The sequence below is a fragment of the Noviherbaspirillum sp. genome, from assembly GCF_035254685.1.
In the GTDB taxonomy this organism is placed as follows: domain Bacteria; phylum Pseudomonadota; class Gammaproteobacteria; order Burkholderiales; family Burkholderiaceae_D; genus Noviherbaspirillum.
This window is the reverse complement of the sequence record NZ_DATFAI010000036.1, coordinates 1-18,331: the sequence shown is the minus strand read 5'-3', so window position 1 is coordinate 18,331 and position 18,331 is coordinate 1. Positions and strand designations below refer to the sequence as shown.

Genomic DNA, 18,331 nt, shown 5'->3' with positions numbered 1-18,331 from the left:
TCAGGCTCCTCCCATGTTGGCGGCGCCCACTTGCACGGCCTTGACGATGTTGTGATAGCCGGTGCAGCGGCACATGTTGCCACCAAGATGTTCACGGATATCGTGCTCGGACGCGTCCGGATGGCGCTGCACCATGTCGATTGCGCACATGATCATGCCCGGTGTGCAGAAACCGCATTGCAGCCCATGGCATTCCTTGAACGCCGCCTGCATCGGATGCAGCGTGCCATCCGCAGCGGCAACGCCTTCGATCGTCGTAACCTGCGCCCCCTGGAACTGCGCGGCCAGCGCCGAGCAGGATTTGACTGCGTTGCCATTGACGATCACCGTACATGCGCCGCACTGGCTGGTATCGCAGCCAACATGTGTGCCGGTAAGCGAGAGATTCTCGCGGAGAAACTGGACCAGCAGCGTGCGCGGATCGATCTCCGCACTCACCGGGTTGCCGTTGACGGTCATGGATACATTGATTGCCATGCGATTACTCCTCAAATCAGATACCGCCTGAAAAATGAGATACCGCCCGATGAGCGCTGGAGCAGTTGCCGCAGGAGAAAAGAAGGACACGGCCTGTACCACACGGGTCGCCGCCGGCAAGCTTGTCTCCATTTTTTATCCCGATGATCCGGTCGATTGCCCAGTCATCGATTTATTGATGTCGCAGCAGGTCAAAGAGATGGCCCTGGACATACCGGACTTAGCGTACGTCCGTTACGCCGGACATCTTTGTTGAATGTCAAAAGTAATCCAAGGCAGCAGTCGCAGAATTTTCCGAATGGTGTGCGGGAGACCGTTCGATCTCCCGATTTTCACGGACAGTCTTGGGTGGACGATATGGACAGCATCGATCTGGAAGTGTTGAAAAGCTGCAGTCAATGGCTCGACGCCGGGCACCGCTGCCAGCTGGTCACGGTCATCAGGACATGGGGTTCCAGCCCGCGCCCCGAAGGCGCGATGCTGGGCATCCGGGACGACGGGCGCGTGGTCGGTTCCGTCTCGGGCGGGTGCATCGAAGACGATCTGATCGACCAGGTGCGCAAGCAGGGGATCACCCGCACACTGCCGGAGATCATTACCTACGGCATCACGGCCGACCAGGCGCATCGTTTCGGGCTGCCTTGCGGCGGCACCATTGAACTGTCCATCGAACCGCTTTCTGCAAGCAGCCGGATCCCGGAACTGCTGCAGCGGCTCTCGGCCGGCGAACTGCTTGCGCGCCGCCTCGACCTCGGCACCGGCGAAGTGACGCTCGGGCAGGCCGGCCCCGGCATGAGCCTGCAGATCTCGGCCAGCACACTGACGACGGTGCACGGACCGCGCTGGCGCCTTCTGATCATCGGCGCAGGACAGTTGTCGCGCTTCCTGGCGCAGATTGCGATCGGCATGGATTACCACGTCACGGTGTGCGATCCGCGGGAGGAATACCGCGCCGACTGGCAGGTGGAAGGCACGGAACTGGTGCATGCCATGCCGGACGATGTCGTGATCGAGATGCAGCCGGATGCCCGCTGCGCCGTACTGGCACTGACCCACGATCCCAAGCTCGACGACCTGGCGCTCATGGAAGCATTGAAATCGGATGCCTTCTATGTCGGCGCGATCGGCTCGCGCGCCAACAACGCCAAGCGCCGGGAACGGCTCAAGCTGTTCGATCTGACCGACGCACAGTTGGCCAGGCTGCGCGGGCCGGTCGGTTTTTATATCGGCAGCAAGACGCCACCGGAGATCGCGATTTCCATCCTCGCGGAAATGACCGCAGTCAAGAACGGCGTGACGCTTCCCGCAGAAGTGCAGGTGGGATATGCGAAGAACGCGAAAGCGTCAAAGGCGGTGGAGGCTGGCAACCCGAGCTGAAGCCGGGTCGCTGATACCGGCCTTCGAGATCATCCGGAGAAAGATGTAGGGTGCACCGTGCGCACCCTACAAAATCATCTGGACACTCTACTCTGCTCTGACCGAAGCTTTCATGGCACAAGACGCGACGGGATAAGACGCCGGATTTGCGGGCCCACCACCTCTCGAAAGCGAGGACTGTGCAGGCAAACGCCGCCGACCAGACCCATGAAGCATCCCAGGACAGTATCGAAAAATCGCGCCTGGATCAGAGGGGCCATCGATCCATGTCCCAACGAGGCCGCTTCTGCCAGCAGGATGGTCAGGGGCGTGATGAAAATGGTGGCGAATGCATAGTGCCGCACCACCGTATATTCGATCACGAAGGTCAGCGCCATCATCGTCAGGGAGATGCCCCATTTGTCCAGCGGGAGCAGCAACAGGCCAGCGGAAACCAGCAGGCCGATGGCGGTGCCAAGCACACGGTGCAATTGCTTGATCCAAATAGCGCGAAGCGACGCGCCCTGAATCACTGCCAGACAGCTCACCGGAACCCAGTATGCCTTTTGCAGCTGCAATACCTGGGCGACGGCCAGCGAAATGCCAACGAATACACCAATCACCACCGAGTCGAATACCACGAAGTCGAAGGTCGGTGGCTGCAGGGGAGGCACCGGCTTCGGCGGCTGCAGTCTCAAAATATAAACGCTATAGATAAACCCGATCAGGCAAGCCAGCAGGCAACCCATGGTAATCAGCCCGACCACGAGCGGCAGGCCCAGGAATGCCACCGGCGAATATGCCCCAATCGACGCCGCCATGATGAAAAACAGGCTGCCAGGCGGCCCCAGCATGTAAAAGCGGCAGACCATGGTGACGAGGATCGCGGTAAAGATGAGCGCAGGCATCATTACCGGCGAGGAAAAGTGGCTCATCACGCCTAGCGCATAGCAGGCAATCAGGCCAAACGCGCAGGCCATCAGCGACACCATGCGGTGATACAGCGGTGTGCCGGGCAAGTAGAGAAATACAAGACCGCCGAGCGATGAGATCAGCCCGTAATTCATGTGATTGAAATACGCGCCGATGAGCAACGGCAGCCCCGAGGCAAGTGCCGCAGCGAACGGCATCTGCCATAGTCGGTCACTGGCGTGGATTGTCGTGAGATGGCTCAGTTCCAGCCGTATCCATGTTGTTAACTTGCTCCACGCACCGAAGCCCGCCATGAATTGCCCTTCCTGATATGTCTTCCCGATGTGCTTATTAAGGCTCCACTCAGGAGACAACGAAAACCGAGTATTTTACCAAGTGGCTTGATGCGGGGCTGTGCGTGCAGCGAGCCTTTGATGCCACGGAAGGAATTCGCAAGGAGGTGATTTCAGACGAGGCGGTCGACCGCTGCGCCTAGACCAGTGAGACTAGGCGGCTCGCTGGGCGATGACTGCAAGATGCGGCTGTGGCCATTGATCGAACTCGAGGTGCCGAAGCGCACAACCAGCTTCCTGAATGACCTGCAACAGACCCGGAATGCCGAGCGTGCTGTAGTAGATCGTGGGCCCCATCGCAGAGTCCGTGTGCTCACTTGGGCCATCAAGCCCGCCTGCAGAAAAGAGCAGCACTCCTCCTGGGTCGAGCAGTCCCATAAGCTTCAGCATCAAGGCACGTTGTTCAGCGAGTTGTACGTGCCAGATGCTGTCCCAGGCGGTGATGAAGCGGTAAGTCCGATGTGGCTGCCAAGTGCAGATGTCGGCTCGATGAACCTGAACGGTCGGATCGGCCTCCCGCGCCAGGGCCACCATCCGATCCGAGATATCAACACCTTCGACCTCAAGGCCACAGTCTCGGAGCAAGGCATTGAAGCGCGTACTACAGCCGCACCCGACGTTCAGTGCCGCTCCAGGCGTGCTGTGAGTCCCCAGGAAGCCGAGCGCGCGCTTGTGCTGATTGATCCCGTCTGATGCGTTGAAGTGACCATCCTGCCAGTTTGGGGCCAGGGTGTCGTACGCGGAGGCGATTGCTGAGTGTTGCATTTCGAGCCGCTTAGCGCTGCGGTGACCTTCGCCTACAGGCGTAAGCACACAGCAACGTGTCAAAGGAGAATTCGCAACTTTTTGTCATTTTTAGCATTAACTCAAATGTTCCGTAGGATACGTCGGCTTCTTGTTCACCCGGCCATCCCTATACGTCACCCCTATGCGCATCGTTTCATTGCCGTTTAACGTTCACGTTCACGTTCACGTTTAGCGGGCTGCGCAGGACTTATCGCACAGCCCGCTGCAACGCGGGGTCGGGCCTTGGACAATTCAAGCCGCATGGGCGGGCTTACTGATTTTGCTGTGACTCATAACGCTTGATCCAGTCCGCAATATCTTTGGTGACAGCGCCTTCGATTCCAAGAAACTGATGGTAACCAGTATGACAAGGATTACCTGTTGCGAAACCCCCGTCTTCTGAAATCAGTTCCACCTTTTTCGCCGACTTGAGGTCAGCAATAAGTCCCGGCATCGCGCCATAGGGCGTCACTTTGCAACCATCCTGCTTGTGGTGAACCAGTAGCACCGGAACCTTCACCTCACCCAGTGGTGCCAACTTGACGGAATGCGCCGCAGGAACAGGCGCCTCCGTGACTGTGGAGGTCAGGACAAGGCCGTCCGGTCCTTTTTCCTTCAGGTACGTCGAAGACGCCGCAGCCGAGAGGGAGCCGTTGCTGGTACCGATCGCCCATACTGGGACCTTGGACTGCTGCCTGAGAAATTCAATCAGTGCGGCGTTGTCCTGGGCGTGCTCGGGGGTATTTCGAAAGTCGTCCAGAGTGTATCGATCGGACGGAACATCCGGAATGACGACACTGATTCCGTTCTGGGTGAATCTCTGTGCCCCGCCAGAAAGAAAGTTTTCGACGCGCATAGAGCCATTGGAAAATATTCCAATATTGCCAGCCCCTCCTCGGAACAACACTGCGCTGGCGACTGGATTTTCAGCCTTTGCATAGACGAAGCGAATCGTGACGCCAGGGCGCGTACTGATCTCCTTTACTTCGACCTGAGCGTAGCTCGATATTGGCGCAAGCCATGACAGCACTATCACAAACAGGTAGTGAACCTTTGTTCGCATGTGATTCTCCGATTTAAGTTCAACGAGGCCCAACTTCAAACAGGGTGAAAAAATTTCTGTGTAATCTGGCGCGCTGTCCGCCCATTCCGCTTCGCCAGTTCCACGTCAGCCGTCGAAACTCTTCGATCAAGTCCGGCGTTACATTCGTGACAAGCATTTCGGCTGACGCACCGAAGAGGCGTACGCCTACAGGATCCGATGGTATATCCGGTTTTATAAAATGAAACATCCCATGGACATGGGAGGGAATGAGGTGATGGCCTTCCTGCCCTATCTAACCAACGAGCGCCAGGTCAGTGTCTCCACCCACGAGCAAGCGCTTTGCGCCTTGCTCTTTCTGTATCAGCAGGTGCTCGGGAGCGAATTTCTTCGGATGGAAGATGTTTACTGCCCCAGCCGTTTACCCCGGTTGCTGACGGTGCTCACGCAATGGGAAGTCTTCGCTGTCCTAGCAGAGATGAAGGGGACACATGCCTTGATGGCGCGCCTGACATAGGACGCCAAAAAGATGGCAACTGTCGAAGCGGAGATCCAAGGAAATAGCAGAGTCTGCGCCGTGGTAGTTGCATCCGATGGCCGTAGTCAGTACGACTAACCTACATCGCGCCTCAATTCGTGCTACTGGCGCTTTGAATTTCACCCAGCGCTCCATTACGTATTCACGCTTGGAGTGCCTTTTTCGCGTCTGCTATGTTTCCGTCAGCAGACCGCTGAACGAGGGTACTAAATGCCTGATGTCGGCCAGCAGCGGACGGTGGAGGGCGCGCCTCGAACGCCCGATTCAGACTGAGAGCTGTCGTACGGCATTTGCGCGTGATCGGCAACATGCGATTCGCAGCTGCCAAACACGTTTCTCCAAAGCTGCCCTTCAGCGGTTAATTATCACGTGGTATCAAGAAATAGACAGGCTTGTAGCCACTGAACCAACTAAGCCGAAAATTAGAGTCGTCTCGGTAGTGCTCAAGCCGAAGCTGCGAAATATGTTGCATGGCCTCGTCCCACGATAGGATCTTCGCACCATCTTCCACGCCTTCGCTAACTTGCTTGAGCGACATAGTTCGAACTTTAATGCCATTTTCGTCCGTAAGGGTTGGAACTCGCTTTGAAATATCTGCTTCGAAGTTGAAATCACAGTCGCAAGATAGCTCAACAGGTAGCCAAAAAATCTGCGGATCACTGTAAAGGCTGTAAATCGAATCTACGGCGGGAAAGGCTGCAATGGTGGAAATTCCCACAGAACGTGCGGCATGCGCAAACTGGATTAACTCTATATTGATCTTGCCGGCGATCCGATTCCTATTGCCAGTTACCTTTGGGCGCCGTGCGAACATGGCAAGCACTTGGACAGAGCGATCCTGGTGAATTTCCGAAGATGTACGATTTCCTTCTCGAGTTTTCCAGAAGAAAATCGGGACTGCCGATCCAAAATGAGCTTCAAGAGAGCGCTGAAGTAACGGTACTAGTGCATATTCTGCCGTTCGTTCACAAAAGAAGCTGGACATAGAGCGCGCTCCTGACATCTAGCTGTTAGTTGCATCGGTACGGGGGCGACTGGAATGGCTTGTATTTATATAGTCATTGGTGAACTACTATGAATAATATGTAGCGCTCGTTTTGCAAAAATTCTCAGTTCCGCAAGAACTACCTGAACTGCGTCGGCATTCCCTGGATTGGTATCGTGATGAAACTGTCCAGCGTAACCATTTATGAGATTTAGTTCTTCTACGAGGTGATGTGCATAGACCAATGGACTGGGACTGCCTGAATCACGGATAAGATTCACAACTTGGCCGAACATTAATCCTTCAGGGATGAAGCCCGGAAATCTTCGATGGAGATATCCTTCGAGGAGCGGACGGATAGTCTTTGCGACGGAACGAGAATCTGGGCATGGTTTGCCTTCAACAAGTTCCGCAAGCATTCGATGATGCCGGTAGTAGCTAGATTCGCATTCACGATCGATATCGATATCAGCAAAGTCGGTGTAGCCATTTCCCGAGTAGATAAGCTGCACAGTGGTGGGGGACGGTTTCCCGTCTCCTGTTAAGTCGTTTCGCATGTCACGCATGAAGTAAAGATCGTGGCAAAGAAGGACTAACTGCTCTGCTTTCGTGTAAATTTCCTTGAGGACGGCCCGAGTATGCCGTTTACGATTAGCGTCCAGACTGCACATTGGATCATCGATTACTACAATTCTGCTGCTGAGTTTGTCGTCGGAAAGTACACTTGCAATAAAGAAGGCGAAGGCAAGAGTGCGTTTGTCTCCCTCGCTAAGGGCAGTGCCAAAACTCGGTTTTCCACCATCTAAGCTAACTGGCTTGTTCCGAAGAAGAAGGCTATATTCGCTTCTGGGACTACCGCCGCGGAAGTTTGCGTCCATCTTTTGAATACTAAACGCGGCGCCAAAATTGAGGAGAAGTTTATTGATCGAGGCTTCATATTTTTGCAGAGTCTCAACCATCAAAGCGTCAAGTTTCTCCCGCGCTTGTTTCTTCTTTTTTTCAGCTTCGAGGGCGTTTTTTCTGGCATCTTGAAGTTGGGATATCAAATCCGACACGTTGGGCGTATGTCTGACCTCAGCGAGTTCAATGTGTTTGATCTGCGCTGATAGCTGAACAGCGTTCTCTGCCTTCAGTTTAAATTTAAACGCATCAATCGCTTTGCAGCACTCGAATATCGACGTGTTTGCCTTCTGTATTTCTTGAAGGACTTCCTGCCAGAGTGCTTCTGCTCGGGCACGGTCGCCAGTTGTTCCGGCAGCTTCCGTTGGCGCGAGGCGCTTCGTGTCGGCTAGTTTTGACAACAAGACTTGTAGTTCAGCCAGTGCAGCTGAAGACTTGGATGCGTCAAAGGATATCGATGAGAGTTTCACGTCATCCCGCCACGTCTCGGCGATTGCCCTTGCGGTTTCGACCTTTAGTGCGAATTGCTTAACGATTTCTTGCGATGTACGCGCTGCAATGCCCTCATGGAGTTGCGCAATCTTTACTTTTATTTCCCTATAGTGAGCATTGAAGTGCATTTGATATGCTTTAACTAGCTCTATGCCCTGTAAGGATTGATTGCAGTATGGGCATGAATCGGCATTGGGGAATGCCTGCCCTTGGCTGAGCCAATGTTCCGCGTCTTTCCCGCCCAGTTTCGTGACATGCTCACGGACGATTCGCTCCGCATCATTTTGCATACGTTCCAGCGTGGAGGACAAAATGGCAAAGAGCGAATCGAAGTTTAGTGCCGGCTCTCCGATCACGGCCGGAAGAGGTTTTCTCTGCAACGCTTCAATGCTGGCAGTGTCTGCAAGGCGTTTGCGCAAGGCTTCGATTTGCGCCTTTGAATCTTCCAGATTGGGTAATTTTTCGAAAGCAGCTAGCGTCATGCCGGTATGATGACCGCTAAGTTTTGCGATTAGTCCACTTACTTTTTCAGAAGCAGTCTTCGCGACCTCAGTCTCAATTTCGACTTGCTTTCGTGCAGCAACAGCTTGTTCGCCAAGAGCGAATTCAAGTAGGTTCTTGCGATGTGTTGTACTGACGCTTCCTCCGGAGTGGACATTCTTCTCGATGAAATCGGAGTCAAATACCATCAGCTTTGGTCTTCGTTCGGACCAGATGCCTTTATCGAACGTTACCTTGTGTCCGCTTCCGAACTGGAGGACAACCTGCGGGGGAATTGTTCCATCCACAGTGGAGCGCTCGACGATTAGATTGCTGTCGTTCATCGAAACAGAGCGAAATACGCTGGCCAATGTAGATTTTCCACGGCCGTTGTCAGCGTATATAAGAGTCGCCTTTTGGAACGCATGCTTCTTACCTTGTGCGTCGTGAAGAAGCCCAATTCCCTGTATCCGTTCGATCCGTTCTAACACGCTGTCCCCTTTTTTCGAGATCTTATTCCCAAGAGGAAATATTTTAGGTCTGCGTAGTAACAAAGCCCATCCCATACACATGGGATCGCAAAAGGCGTATGGAAGGTTTAGAAGATGGAATGCTAAGAGAGCCACTCGCTCTGTGGTCAGTTGATGTACTAATGAGTCATCGAGTGGGCGGTCAAGCCAATGTGGACTTCTCCGAATTCCCAATAACTTGCCGCCGGTCAAACTTCATGGGTGCCTGTTCCCTTAAAAACTGGATGTCCAAAGTCTGTCTGAATTACATCTACGCATCGCCGGTGACAGCCCAGTCCTAGCCGAGCCAGGAAGTCAGAACGTGAAAATTCACCGTCCGTTTCCGTTGCATTACGGGCGTTTGACAAATTTGCGTGATCGACTGCTTCGGGTCGTTTTAAGAAGTTCGCCCCGTCTAGAGCAATGGCGACTGTAAGTTAAATAGCTGCCTGACAAGTCCGTTTCCATCGTCTTCATTATGACGGTTCCCTGCGCTCGACGACGTCGTGTCCAACCCTCGATAGCCCAGTTGCATCAACTCTGTCATCCCATTACATAACCGTGGCGCGAGTTGCAATAACTCTGGCACCCTACGCCTGATGTACGGCGCGGGCATGCGGCTGATGGAATGCATGACCTTGCGCGTCAAGGATGTCGGTTTCGGCCGAAGGGAGATCATCATCCGAGAAGGCAAAAGCGGCTAGGGTCGCGTCACCATGTTGCTAATTGCACCGGTGACGTCACTACGCGAGCAGAACGAAGCTACCCGGGGAGTGTATGATGCGGATCGATCAGTCAGCCGCCCCTCTCGTCATGTTGCTCGATGCGCTGGAGCGCAAGCACCGAAAGGCCGTTGTCCAGTGGGGTTGCTTCCGGGTTTCCCGTCCGATCACGAATCCACTGATTCCCGTTCGGACATCGTGTGGCGACACCACATGTACGAAAAGACGTTCCGCCGGACGATCAAGCGAGCGGTGGAAGCTGCCCAGCTGGCCAACTCGCACGTGCTGAATTGTGGCGGACGAGGCGTCGCTTTGTCTATCGATGCAATGAAGTATGCCCCTCTTATCGAAGGGCCGCTATTGAGCATCTCCGGGTTCGTTTAAGACGCCCAAGGCAATCGTACGAACATTCAAGTCACGCCCCTGCATCCGCCTCCCGCATCACATCGCCAGGGCCACCCGCGTTCCCTCTTCAATCGCCCGCATCGCATCAAGCTCCGCTGCGACATGCGCGCCGCCGATCAGCGTTGACTTCATGCCGGCGTCTTGCAGCTTCGCATGCAAGCTGGCCTCGGATTCCTGGCCGGCGCAGATGACCACCGTATCAACCGGCAGCACGCGCGGCTCTCCCCGCACGCGGACATGCAATCCTTCGTCATCGATCCGGACATACTCCACGCCGGCGAGCATCGTTACCTCGCGCCGACCGAGCAACGCACGCCGGATCCATCCCGTGGTCTTGGCCAGTCTTTCACCGACACGCTCCTCCTTGCGCTGCAGCAGCCATACCTGGCGTGCAGGCGCTGGCGTACTGGGCGCAACAAGGCCGCCGCGTTCCCGCACCTGCAGATCGATGCCCCATTCGGCGCAGAAGGCCTCGGACGGGTTCTGTTCCTGATGAACCTCGTGCGTGAGCAGTTCAGCAACGTCGAAGCCGATGCCACCGGCACCCATGATGGCGACACGCTTGCCGGCCTGCCTGCGGCCTGTGATGACGTCGGCATAGCTGGCCACCTTGGGGTGACGTATTTCCGGCAGGGACGGCGTTCGAGGCGTCACGCCGGTGGCGACCACCACTTCATCGAATTCGCCGCGCAACGCTTCGACACTCTCGATGCGCGTGTGCAGGCGGACCTTCACGCCGGTGGCGTCCAGACGGTGACGGAAATAGCGCAGGGTTTCAGCAAACTCTTCCTTGCCGGGAATCCGGCGGGCGTAATGGAACTGGCCGCCGATGTCGCCACCCGCTTCAAACAGCGTGACATGATGGCCGCGCTCGACAGCGGTCAGTGCGCAGGCCATTCCGGCAGGGCCGGCGCCGACCACCGCGATCCGCTTTGGCGCGGTTGCCGGTGTGACGGGCATCCTGGTTTCGTGGCAGGCGCGCGGGTTGACGAGGCAGGATGCAACACGGCGATTGAAGATGTTGTCGAGGCAGGCCTGGTTGCAGGCGATGCAGGTATTGATTTCCTCCGCGCGGCCTTGCATCGCCTTCAGTACAAATTGCGCATCGGCCAGGAAAGGCCGGGCCATCGATACCATATCGGCGTCGCCGTTTACCAGCAATTGTTCCGCGACGGCAGGATCGTTGATGCGATTGCTGGCAATGACCGGGATGCGCACCTCTTTCTTGAGGCGCGCCGTGAGGCCGGTGAACGCGGCGCGCGGCACCATCGTGGCAATGGTGGGAATGCGTGCCTCGTGCCAGCCGATCCCGCTGTTGAGCAAGGTCGCTCCCGCTTCTTCAATGGCCTTCGCCACGGCAATGACTTCGTCCCAGGTGCTGCCGCCTTCCACCAGGTCGACCAGCGACAGGCGATAGATCAGGATGAAATTGGGGCCACAGACCTGGCGCGTGCGCCTGACGGTTTCGACGGCGAAGCGCATCCGGTTCTGCAACGAACCTCCCCAGCGGTCGGTGCGCTGGTTGGAGCGCGGGACGAGGAACTGGTTGATGAGGTAACCCTCCGAGCCCATGATTTCCACGCCGTCGTAACCGACCGACTGCGCCAGGCGGGCTGACTGCACATAGTCTGCAATCGTCCGCTCAATGTCCGCTTCCGTCATGGCGCGCGGCGTTGCCTGGGACAGCGGAGAGCGTAGCGCCGAAGGCGCAACGCCACTCGCATGATGCGCATAGCGCCCGGCATGCAGCACTTGCATGGCGATGCGCCCGCCAGCGCGATGCACGGCATCCGTGATGCGACGATGCGGGCGCGCTTCCTCTTCGGTCTGGAACTTGTGGAATCCGTTCCACATGTTGCCTTCCGCGTTCGGCGCCATGCCGCCGCCGACGATCAGCGCGACGCCGCCCGCGGCACGCTCGGCATAAAAGGCGGCCAGTCGCTCGATGGCGTCGGGCTGTTCTTCCAGGCCGGTGTGCATGGAGCCCATCAGCACGCGGTTGGGCAAGGTGCAGAATCCGAGATCGAGCGGCTTGAGCAGATGAGGGTAATGAGTGTTCGGCATGGTGAGGATGTGCGGATTGACTCAGGGGCGCCGGTACCAGCGCGGATAGAATTCGGCCACAATGGGGCCGCTCGTATTGAGCGCATGGCAACCATCGAGGCTGAAAGGCTTGACGTCCGGCGGATGGGGCTTGGCGTCATAAAGTGCCTGGATCACGCAGGTGCCCATCGCCAGTAGCAGTTCGCTCAAATGGGTGCAGCCTTTCAGCCCGCCAACCAGCGAGCGCACCGCGCCACGAAACCCCGGGCCAACGCGCTTGCCGACAAGCGCTTCATAGGCGGGCGTGATCGAGGCGCAGGACTTCCCATAGGGCGCGCCATGGGTGCTCGCCTTGATGGCGATGATTTGCGCATTGACATCCACTGTCAGCCGCAGCCACATGTCATGGATCGGTTCGCCGCCCTGCCGCATGCCGCTCGGAAGCTGCACCGGATAGGGACGCACATCGGTCAAGTGGCCTTCCACATCGAACAGACCATCGCTGCGCCGGTAGCTCTTGACGATGACGGCGCGCGTATGGATTTCTTCGCGAGTGATGGAGTCGGGAGTGGCATCAAGAGGCATGTTTATATTTCCTTCACGGCATGTCAGGCAAGGCGTTGTTCCGTGAAAGCATCAACTGGCCCCAAGGCTGCTCGCCAGTTCCTCCGGCACGCTGATTGGCATGTCCAGCAGCATCTGTCCCATGCCCTTGCCGAGCGGGTCCATGCGCATGGATGCGGTGCCGCCGCCGTCGAGCGCATCTTCCAGAAGGAAATTGCAGGCATGGATACCGGGCACGAGGTAGCGCGTGACCGGTCCATTGGCGAGATGCGCGAAGTAGCGCTTCACCGATTCTGGAGTGAGCCCGCGCAGGATCAATGGCAGGTATTCGGGCTTGCGTGCAATCACGCCGATGTTCGAGATATTGCCCTTGTCGCCGCTGCGCGCCCACGCGAGCTTGATCAGCGGCACCTGGCTTGTCTTTCCGGCCGGCGCATCTTGCGTCGCTTCTGTCGATTGAGCCTTCATGGCAGGGACATAGCCGCCGTTAAGAGGCACTTCGACCGGCTCGGCCTTGCCATCGAGCCTGACCTGAATGCTCACCTCGCGCTTGGGCAAGGTGAAGGCAAACTGCTTGATCAACGGCGACACGCCGGGCCGCGCCAGTGCCGGTCCGGTGGTGCCCGGCGACCAGGACGTTCCCGCCGGTGCGATCTCGCGGGCAAAGATTTCCAATGCCTGCTTCATCGTGTGGTTCACCGCCACGCGCATCATCACCTCGCGCGATTGAGTGGCGCGCGAATGCGGGCCGTATTGCGTTTCGGCGCCGATCACTTCGACGTAGGACGCTGTGTAGTCGGGCAGGCCCATTTTCCTGAAGATGGCGCGCGTGCGTTCCAGGATCGCCTCCCCGGTGCGGCGCGCTTTCGCAACCGCGTCGATGCCGATGATGACCAGTGTGCCGGCGCAGCGATAGCCATCCATGTAGGTGGCGGAGACCTTGTAGGAATCGGTTGGCGGCAGGCCGCGTGCGCCGCTCACGCGCACCCGGTTCTCGTCTTCCTGTTCGATGCGCACGCCGGTGAAGTCGCAGACTACGTCGGGAAGGATATACGCTGCCGGATCGCCGATTTCATACAGCATCTGCTCGGCCACTGCCGCCGCCAGCACGCGTCCGCCCGTTCCCTTCGGTTTGGTCACGACGAAGCTGCCATCGGCATGACATTCGATGACCGGATAGCCGATGTTGGCCCAGTCCGGAATCTGTTCCCAGTCGGTATGCAAGCCGCCGGTTGCCTGACAGCCGCATTCGATGATGTGGCCGGCGAGGCTTCCTGCGGCGAGCCGGTCGTAATCGTCCACTGCCCAGCCAAACTCGTGGATCAGCGGCCCGAGCGTGACCGCGCTGTCGACGCAACGGCCGGTAATGACAACATCGGCCCCGTCCCTGAGCGCCTGCGCAATGGGCAGAGCGCCGAGATAGGCGTTCGCGCTGAGTATCCTGTCCGGCAGACCAGCGCCGGTGAACATGTCTTTCTGCTTGCGTTCGCGCAAGTCCGGAATGGCCGCGCTGACGTCGTCGCCCTCCACCACCGCGATCCTCAAGCTCACACCCATTTCTCCAGCCAGCCTTGCCAGCGCATCGGCGCAGCCTTGCGGATTGATGCCGCCCGCGTTGGTAATCACCTTGATGCGACGCTGCGCGATTTCCTTCAGCGTGCTCTTCATCGCGATATCAACGAAGTCGGTCGCGTAGCCCAATTCCGGCTTTTTGCTGCGCGCCGATGCCAGGATGGCCATGGTCAGCTCGGCCAGGTAATCGAAGACCAGGTAGTCGATCGGGGCGCCGGTGACCAGCTGCTCCGCCGCGACTGAACTGTCGCCCCAGAACCCGGACGCGCCGCCAATGCGGATCACTTCTTGCTGCGTCATGGCATTCTCCATTCTTACTTGCCGGTCCATACAGGCTTGCGCTTTTCATTGAAGGCTGCCAGCCCCTCTTTCGCGTCTTCCGTCAGCGCGAGCAGGGCGATCTGGCTTTCGGTGTACGCGATGCCCTGGTCAAAGGACATGGCTTCCATCGCACGCATGGCGTATTTGCCGCGCCGGATGGCAGTCGGCGACTTGTCGGTCATGCGGTCGACCAGCCATTGGGTCTTTGCATCCAGCTCGGCGGCCGGCACGACATAATTTAGCAAACCATGCTCCAGCGCGGTGCGGGCGTCGAACGGTTCGCCGGTGATGCACCATTCACGCAGCACGCGGGGCAGCACCAGCTTCTGCAGCAGGCTCATCACCTGCATCGGAAAGACGCCGACCTTGACCTCGGGCAGTCCGAACAAGGCATGATCGGCAGCCACCGCCATGTCCACCATGCACAGCAAGCCCATGCCGCCGGCCATGCACACTCCATTGACGCGCGCGATGCTTGGCAAGGTGGCATCCTGCGCGATGCGCAACAGGTCGGCGTAGTCGACATTCGGCTTGGCATAGTCGAAGGCGAAACCCTTGCCGGGCTGCATATCGCCGCCGGCACAGAAGGCCTTGTCGCCGGATGCCGTCAGTACGATCACGCGCACCTCGGGGTCGGCATGTGCCTGGCGATAGCCTTCGCGGATTCCGTCGATTACTTCCTGGTTGATCGCATTGCGCTTTTCGGCGCGGTTGAGCGTGATCCAGAATGCTGTCCCACGCTTTTCGTGGAGGACGACTGATGTTTCGGTCATGGAATTCCTTTCGACTCTTTCAGGCAGCCTCGCCCTCGATTTCAGCAATCACGCGGTATACCGCAACCTGGTCGCCCATCGCCGCGCTCAGTGCCTTGACCCGCCCTGCAATCGGCGCGGCGTGTACGTGTTCCATTTTCATCGCGTCCAGCGTCACGACCGGCTGCCCGGCCTTCACGACATCGCCGACGGCCACGTGCAGTGCCACCACACGTCCGTTCATGGACGCGCGGATCTTGCCATCGCTCGCGCTCTCGCCCTGTCTGGCCTGCGACACATGCGACTGGTCCTGGATGAGGTAGGACGCGCCGCGGTACTGCAGCAGCAGTTCGGTGCCGGAGCGCACCAGCGATGCGCTTTCAAGCAGACCCTCGCAGGAGAAGCGCACTCTGTTCAGATCGAGATCGACGATGTGCATGTCGAAATACCGCTCGCCGATGGTCACTGCATATCCATCGCCGTCGAGCCTGACCACGTCGGCTATGCACGATTGCGCGTTGACATTGAAGTGGAAATTGATCGGATGGCGATGCGTGATGCCCATGCCCGGCCGAGCGGAACTGGTGTCGTTGGCAGTGGCATAGAGCAGCACGGTGGCCAGTGCCTGCGCGCGCGACTGGGATTCCGCGTCCTTCGCGAGCAGCTCTTCATTGTGCATGCCGATGAATGCCGTGGTCGCTTGGCCGACGGCGAAGACCGGATGGCGGATGCAGCTGGCGAGAAATTCCTGGTTGGTCTTCACGCCCAGCGCGACGGTGTCCTGCAGCGCAGCGAGCATCTTTCGGCGCGCTTCGTCGCGCGAACGGCCGTAGGTGACGAGCTTGGCGATCATCGAGTCGTAATACGGCGGAATTTCTGCGCCGGATTCCAGCGCTTCCTCCACCCGCAAGCCTGAAGGGAACTGCCACAAGGACATCCGTCCGCTTTGCGGCATGAAACCCTGATCGGCATCTTCCGCGCACAAACGGACCTCGATCGCGTGTCCGTCGAAGTGAATATCTTCCTGCTGCAGCGGCAGGGCCTCGCCACTGGCCACGCGTAACTGCAGTTCCACCAGGTCGAGGCCGGTGATCGCTTCGGTCACCGGGTGCTCCACCTGCAGACGGGTGTTCATTTCCATGAAGTAGTAACTGCCCTGCCCGTCGAGCAGGAATTCCAGGGTGCCCGCGCCTTCGTAACGGATCGCCTTGACTGCGGCCACTGCGGTGGCGCCCATGCGCTCGCGCAATTCTTCGCTGACAGCGGGAGAAGGCGCTTCCTCGATGACTTTCTGGTGGCGGCGCTGCACCGAGCAATCGCGTTCGCCAAGGTGGATGGCATTGCCGTAGCGGTCGGCGAAGACCTGGATTTCGATGTGCCGTGGCTGGACGATGGCGCGTTCGAGAATGACTTCCGGATTGCCGAAGGCGCTCTGCGCTTCCGATTTGGCGCTGCGCAGGGCATCGAGGAACTGGTCATGTGCCATCACCAGCCGCATGCCGCGGCCGCCACCGCCGGCGGTCGCCTTGATCATCACCGGATAGCCGATGATGTCCGCCTCTTCCAGCAAACGCGCTTCGCTCTGGTCCTGGCCCTGGTAGCCGGGAATGCACGGCACGCCGGCTTCCATCATCAGCTTCTTGGCGCCGGCCTTGTTGCCCATCGCGATGATCGCTGCCGCCGAGGGGCCAATGAAGACCAGACCGGCATCCTTGCAAGCCTGCGCGAAATCCTCGTTCTCGGCGAGAAAGCCGTAGCCTGGGTGCACCGCGTCCGCGCCACTCGTCTTTGCCGCAGCAATGATGGCCGGAATATTGAGATAGGACTGTGACGGCAGGGATTCGCCGATATAGACCGCTTGGTCTGCCTCGCGCACGTGGCGGGCATTGCGGTCGGCGCTGGAAAAGACGGCCACCGTGCGATACCCCAACGAACGTGCGGTGCGCATGACGCGCAGCGCGATTTCGCCGCGATTGGCAATGAGGATCTTGTGGAAAGGTGTGGATGTTGTCATGTTCTGAATGCGTCGGTTTCGTTATGGACGTGCGACAGCGAACTGCATCGGTTGCACCTGGCGGACCTGCGCCTCGCGGCACAGGGACAGCACGTAGGACAGCACGGCGCGGGTGTCGCGCGGATCGATCACGCCGTCGTCGAGCAACTGTGCGCTGGTGCTGAAGACGTCCATCTGGCCATCGAAGTTGTCGACAATCTTGCGCTGCAGCGCATCGAGCGCGGCCTGGTCCACCTCCGCGCCCTTGCGCTTCATCGCCGCCTCGGTCACGATCGCCATGGTCTTCGCTGCCTGCTCGCCGCCCATCACCGCCGTCTTCGCATTCGGCCAGGAAAAGCAGAAGCGCGGATGGAAGCCGCGCCCGCACATGCCGTAATTGCCCGCACCAAAAGATGCGCCGCAATAGATCGTGACCTGCGGCACGGTGGCATTGGTGACCGCCTGGATCATCTTCGAGCCGTGCTTGATCATGCCGGCTTCCTCGTAGTGGCGGCCCACCATGAAACCGGTCGTGTTGTTCAGGTACAGCAAGGGGATCTGCGCCTGGCAGCAGGCCTGGATGAAGTGCGTGGCCTTGGTCGCGCCGGCAGGGTCGATCGGGCCGTTGTTGGTGATGATGCCCAGCGGATGGCCATCGACCCGCGCGTGGCCGCAGACAGTGGACGATCCGTACAAGGGGCTGAATTCGAGGAAATCGGAATCGTCGACGATGCGCGCGATCACTTCCTTCATGTCCACCGGGCGCTTGTAGTCCATCGGCATGATGCCCAGCAATTCCTCGGCGTCGTAGCGCGGCGGCTTCACATTCGTCGTGTCGTCCTGCGGCACATGCCGGTTCCATTCCAGCTTGGCCATGATCTCGCGCGCAATGCGCAGGGCGTCGCGGTCGTCTTCGGCCAGGTAGTCGCCCAGCCCCGAGATGCTGGTATGCATTTCCGCGCCGCCCAGTTCTTCCTCGGTGGCGATCTCGCCGGTGGCGGCTTTCAGCAGCGGCGGGCCGGCCAGGAAGGCGCGCGAGCGGCCGCGCACCATGATGATGTAATCCGACAAGCCGGTCTGGTAGGCGCCGCCTGCCGTGGACGAACCGTGCGTGACGGTGACCACCGGC

General features: G+C 58.5%; 15 protein-coding genes and 1 pseudogene. 4 read left to right on the top strand and 12 right to left on the bottom strand.

The genetic code is table 11. The features are described 5' to 3' along the window. Positions 1-477, bottom strand: a complete 477-nt coding sequence (locus VJ698_RS16000) for a (2Fe-2S)-binding protein (RefSeq protein WP_324103784.1) — start codon at positions 475-477, stop codon at positions 1-3. 49 nt (positions 478-526) lie between these two features. Here VJ698_RS16000 and VJ698_RS15995 point away from each other — a divergent pair, with 49 nt between their 5' ends. Both VJ698_RS15995 and VJ698_RS15990 read left to right on the top strand, forming a co-directional pair. Next, positions 527-733: a hypothetical protein gene (locus VJ698_RS15995; RefSeq protein ID WP_324103783.1), complete on the top strand. Its 207-nt coding sequence runs from the start codon at positions 527-529 to the stop codon at positions 731-733. A 101-nt stretch (positions 734-834) separates the two neighbouring features. Further along, the gene (locus VJ698_RS15990; protein ID WP_324103782.1) at positions 835-1,854 is read left to right on the top strand and encodes an XdhC family protein; all 1,020 of its coding nucleotides are present in this window, start codon (positions 835-837) and stop codon (positions 1,852-1,854) included. Positions 1,855-1,964: 110 nt separating this feature from the next. Here the strand turns inward: VJ698_RS15990 and VJ698_RS15985 are convergent, their stop codons facing one another. The 3 genes from VJ698_RS15985 to VJ698_RS15975 all read right to left on the bottom strand — a co-directional run bounded on the left by VJ698_RS15985 (position 1,965) and on the right by VJ698_RS15975 (position 4,947). After that, the gene (locus VJ698_RS15985; protein ID WP_324103781.1) at positions 1,965-3,059 is read right to left on the bottom strand and encodes an FUSC family protein; all 1,095 of its coding nucleotides are present in this window, start codon (positions 3,057-3,059) and stop codon (positions 1,965-1,967) included. Positions 3,060-3,251: 192 nt separating this feature from the next. Then, positions 3,252-3,863 carry a class I SAM-dependent methyltransferase gene (locus VJ698_RS15980; protein ID WP_324103780.1) on the bottom strand — a complete coding sequence of 204 codons (612 nt, stop codon included), beginning with the start codon at positions 3,861-3,863 and terminating at the stop codon, positions 3,252-3,254. 292 nt (positions 3,864-4,155) lie between these two features. Further along, positions 4,156-4,947 carry an alpha/beta hydrolase gene (locus VJ698_RS15975; protein WP_324103779.1) on the bottom strand — a complete coding sequence of 264 codons (792 nt, stop codon included), beginning with the start codon at positions 4,945-4,947 and terminating at the stop codon, positions 4,156-4,158. A 178-nt stretch (positions 4,948-5,125) separates the two neighbouring features. Here VJ698_RS15975 and VJ698_RS15970 point away from each other — a divergent pair. Then, positions 5,126-5,443, top strand: a pseudogene (locus tag VJ698_RS15970) (phage integrase N-terminal SAM-like domain-containing protein); the annotation flags it as partial. A gap of 379 nt (positions 5,444-5,822) precedes the next feature. Here the strand turns inward: VJ698_RS15970 and VJ698_RS15965 are convergent. Both VJ698_RS15965 and VJ698_RS15960 read right to left on the bottom strand, forming a co-directional pair. Beyond that, complete coding sequence (locus tag VJ698_RS15965) at positions 5,823-6,449, bottom strand: hypothetical protein (protein ID WP_324103778.1); 627 nt, start codon at positions 6,447-6,449, stop codon at positions 5,823-5,825. A gap of 65 nt (positions 6,450-6,514) precedes the next feature. Continuing rightward, positions 6,515-8,812, bottom strand: coding sequence for an AAA family ATPase (locus tag VJ698_RS15960; RefSeq protein WP_324103777.1), 2,298 nt, complete (start codon positions 8,810-8,812; stop codon positions 6,515-6,517). Between the two features lie 551 nt (positions 8,813-9,363). On the opposite strand from VJ698_RS15960, the gene VJ698_RS15955 reads away from it, so the two are divergent. Then, entirely contained in the window at positions 9,364-9,534 is a 171-nt protein-coding gene (locus VJ698_RS15955; RefSeq protein WP_324103798.1) for a tyrosine-type recombinase/integrase, read from the top strand. Positions 9,535-9,993: 459 nt separating this feature from the next. Here the strand turns inward: VJ698_RS15955 and VJ698_RS15950 are convergent, their stop codons facing one another. The 6 genes from VJ698_RS15950 to VJ698_RS15925 form a co-directional block, all read right to left on the bottom strand. Next, positions 9,994-12,021, bottom strand: coding sequence for an NADPH-dependent 2,4-dienoyl-CoA reductase (locus VJ698_RS15950; protein ID WP_324103776.1), 2,028 nt, complete (start codon positions 12,019-12,021; stop codon positions 9,994-9,996). A 21-nt stretch (positions 12,022-12,042) separates the two neighbouring features. Continuing rightward, positions 12,043-12,585 (bottom strand): DUF2889 domain-containing protein, encoded by a 543-nt coding sequence (locus VJ698_RS15945; protein ID WP_324103775.1) that lies wholly within the window; start codon positions 12,583-12,585, stop codon positions 12,043-12,045. 51 nt (positions 12,586-12,636) lie between these two features. Then, positions 12,637-14,436 (bottom strand): acyclic terpene utilization AtuA family protein, encoded by a 1,800-nt coding sequence (locus tag VJ698_RS15940; protein WP_324103774.1) that lies wholly within the window; start codon positions 14,434-14,436, stop codon positions 12,637-12,639. Positions 14,437-14,450: 14 nt separating this feature from the next. Further along, positions 14,451-15,230 (bottom strand): enoyl-CoA hydratase/isomerase family protein, encoded by a 780-nt coding sequence (locus tag VJ698_RS15935; protein ID WP_324103773.1) that lies wholly within the window; start codon positions 15,228-15,230, stop codon positions 14,451-14,453. Positions 15,231-15,249: 19 nt separating this feature from the next. Next, positions 15,250-17,223, bottom strand: a complete 1,974-nt coding sequence (locus VJ698_RS15930) for an acetyl-CoA carboxylase biotin carboxylase subunit (protein WP_324103772.1) — start codon at positions 17,221-17,223, stop codon at positions 15,250-15,252. A gap of 21 nt (positions 17,224-17,244) precedes the next feature. Further along, a partial coding sequence (locus tag VJ698_RS15925) for an acyl-CoA carboxylase subunit beta (protein WP_324103771.1) occupies positions 17,245-18,331 on the bottom strand: 1,087 nt, incomplete at its 5' end.

Coding starts and splice junctions, on each gene's coding strand:
- VJ698_RS16000 (WP_324103784.1), bottom strand. CDS start 477: ATGGCAATCAATGTATCCATGACCGTCAACGGCAACCCGGTGAGTGCG.
- VJ698_RS15995 (WP_324103783.1), top strand. CDS start 527: ATGAGCGCTGGAGCAGTTGCCGCAGGAGAAAAGAAGGACACGGCCTGT.
- VJ698_RS15990 (WP_324103782.1), top strand. CDS start 835: ATGGACAGCATCGATCTGGAAGTGTTGAAAAGCTGCAGTCAATGGCTC.
- VJ698_RS15985 (WP_324103781.1), bottom strand. CDS start 3,059: ATGGCGGGCTTCGGTGCGTGGAGCAAGTTAACAACATGGATACGGCTG.
- VJ698_RS15980 (WP_324103780.1), bottom strand. CDS start 3,863: ATGCAACACTCAGCAATCGCCTCCGCGTACGACACCCTGGCCCCAAAC.
- VJ698_RS15975 (WP_324103779.1), bottom strand. CDS start 4,947: ATGCGAACAAAGGTTCACTACCTGTTTGTGATAGTGCTGTCATGGCTT.
- VJ698_RS15965 (WP_324103778.1), bottom strand. CDS start 6,449: ATGTCCAGCTTCTTTTGTGAACGAACGGCAGAATATGCACTAGTACCG.
- VJ698_RS15950 (WP_324103776.1), bottom strand. CDS start 12,021: ATGCCGAACACTCATTACCCTCATCTGCTCAAGCCGCTCGATCTCGGA.
- VJ698_RS15945 (WP_324103775.1), bottom strand. CDS start 12,585: ATGCCTCTTGATGCCACTCCCGACTCCATCACTCGCGAAGAAATCCAT.
- VJ698_RS15940 (WP_324103774.1), bottom strand. CDS start 14,436: ATGACGCAGCAAGAAGTGATCCGCATTGGCGGCGCGTCCGGGTTCTGG.
- VJ698_RS15935 (WP_324103773.1), bottom strand. CDS start 15,230: ATGACCGAAACATCAGTCGTCCTCCACGAAAAGCGTGGGACAGCATTC.
- VJ698_RS15930 (WP_324103772.1), bottom strand. CDS start 17,223: ATGACAACATCCACACCTTTCCACAAGATCCTCATTGCCAATCGCGGC.